The sequence below is a fragment of the Chamaesiphon sp. OTE_20_metabat_361 genome (assembly GCF_031364565.1).
In genome coordinates, this window is sequence record NZ_JANLWO010000646.1 from 1 (window position 1) to 1,849 (window position 1,849).

2 protein-coding genes and 1 pseudogene are annotated in these 1,849 nt (G+C 49.6%); all 3 read right to left on the bottom strand.

Features of this window, described 5'->3' with window-relative positions; translation table 11 throughout:
- Positions 1–128 (bottom strand): annotated as a pseudogene (locus RMO35_RS18555) (ATP-dependent Clp protease proteolytic subunit); the annotation flags it as partial.
- Between the two features lie 142 nt (positions 129–270).
- Positions 271–942, bottom strand: a complete 672-nt coding sequence (locus RMO35_RS18560) for an ATP-dependent Clp protease proteolytic subunit (RefSeq protein ID WP_309742990.1) — start codon at positions 940–942, stop codon at positions 271–273.
- Between the two features lie 290 nt (positions 943–1,232).
- Positions 1,233–1,849: response regulator transcription factor (locus RMO35_RS18565; RefSeq protein WP_309742992.1), on the bottom strand; the 617-nt coding region annotated here is incomplete at its 5' end.

A 1,849-nucleotide genomic window follows, 5' to 3' on the forward strand; every position in this document is an offset into this window, starting at 1 on the left:
CCATCGGTAATCGGCTGATTGAGAAAAATAATCCGCTCCTGGCTCATCCGCGTGTAGATATTAATCCACTGCCAATAAGAACTCCCCGGAAGGTTATATGGTACGTTTAAAGTTCGATCGACTGCCATGGGATAGAGGGTAGGGGTTAGGTTTTAGGCTTTAGGCTTTAGGCTTTAGGCTTCAGAAATGTAGGGTGGGCAATGCCCACCGTCTAGGCTTCAGGCTTAATAATTAATTTCTAATCTCTACCCGTTTGCCGATTGCTTACCTTTACACTAGAGCAGGAATCGCTGTCGGTAGATCTTTGACACTGTTGAGGACGATATCGATCAAGCCGTATTCCTTGGCTTCTGCGGGTGTCATGTACAACATCCGATCGGTATCTTTAGCGATTTTCTCGGCTGATTGACCAGTGCTGTGTGAGAAAATGTCTAGGATTGCGGCTTTATTGTCGAGGACTTCTTTTGCCCTAATTTGAATGTCGCTGGCTTGCCCCTGTGCCCCACTACGCGGCTGATTGAGGACGATCGTCGCATGAGGTAAACTCGCCCGACAACCTTTAGTCCCTGCGGCCAAAATCATGGCGGCGGTACCCATTGCCTGACCGATACAAATCGTATGTACGGGCGGTTTGATGTAGCCCAAAGTATCGCAAATCGCAAAAGCTTCAGTTTCAAACCCGATCGAGTCGCCAGTATACCAAGATGTCCCGGTGGAGTTGATATAGAAGTAAATCGGTTTGTCGGGGTTGTCAAATTGGAGGTATAACAACTGGGCGATCAACAGTTTGGTAGGATCGTAGCCCATTTGCCGCTTGTAGTCATCGGAAGATACGAGCGGGCCACCCATGTAGACGATCCGCTCTTTCAATAACAACGAGGGTAAATCTGGTGGCGGTGTCCGGTAATAGCTGTCGCCGCCGTAATATTGGGACTGTACCATGTCTTTATTCCACTAGATCGCACTTTATGTATCTATGGTAACTCGCGATCGGCTGGTGGCGGTGGGTTGATAACCGATTATCTCGGATCTTGGATCGAAACAGACTTACTAGTGTTTTAGTGGATAGTGGATAGTGGATAGTGGATAGTGAATAGTGCGGTCTTGACGAATTTGTATGCGGAGGAAACCTCCACACAATTCGGCGCTGGTGACAGATGTGAGTTATCTCATAGGTAATCCGATCTCATGCGCTCGCGGCTGGGATTAAAAGCCAATCTGCACCTAAAATATTAGCCGATCGGGGCTTTTTCTTCTTCGCGATCGTTCTGAAGTTCCAGGCAATAGCCTGCACCGTAGATCGTCTTGATATACTTGGGACGACGCGGATCGGGTTCCATCTTCGTGCGGAGGTGGCGGATGTGAACGCGAATCGTCTCGATATCATCGTCTGGATCGTACCCCCAGACCTCCTTGAGAATCTCACTAGGGGACACTGTTTGCCCGTGTCGCTGGAGTAAACAGTGCAACAGTTCAAATTCGAGGTGCGTCAGCTTGATCGTCGCCTGACGCCAAATTGCCTCAAAGCGTTCGGGTACTAGCGTCAGTTCCCCATAGTTAAGGATCTCGCTATGTTTGGCGGCTTGGGGAATGCGATCGGTTCGCCGGAGCAATGCCCGCACCCGCGCCAGTAGCTCCTCGATCTCAAATGGCTTGGTGAGATAGTCATCCGCGCCAGCATTAAACCCTTCGACCTTATTCTGGGTTTGACTTAGAGCTGTCAGCATCAGTACGGGAGTCTCAGAAGTGCGATCGTCGCGGCGCAATCGTTGACAAACAGTATAACCGTCAACTTTTGGCAGCATTAGATCTAACACGATCAGGTCGGGCTGAATTTGGATCGCCATTG

Bases quoted from the DNA above. Each gene is read 5' to 3' on its own strand.
- RMO35_RS18560 (WP_309742990.1), bottom strand. From the start codon at position 942: ATGGTACAGTCCCAATATTACGGCGGCGACAGCTATTACCGGACACCG.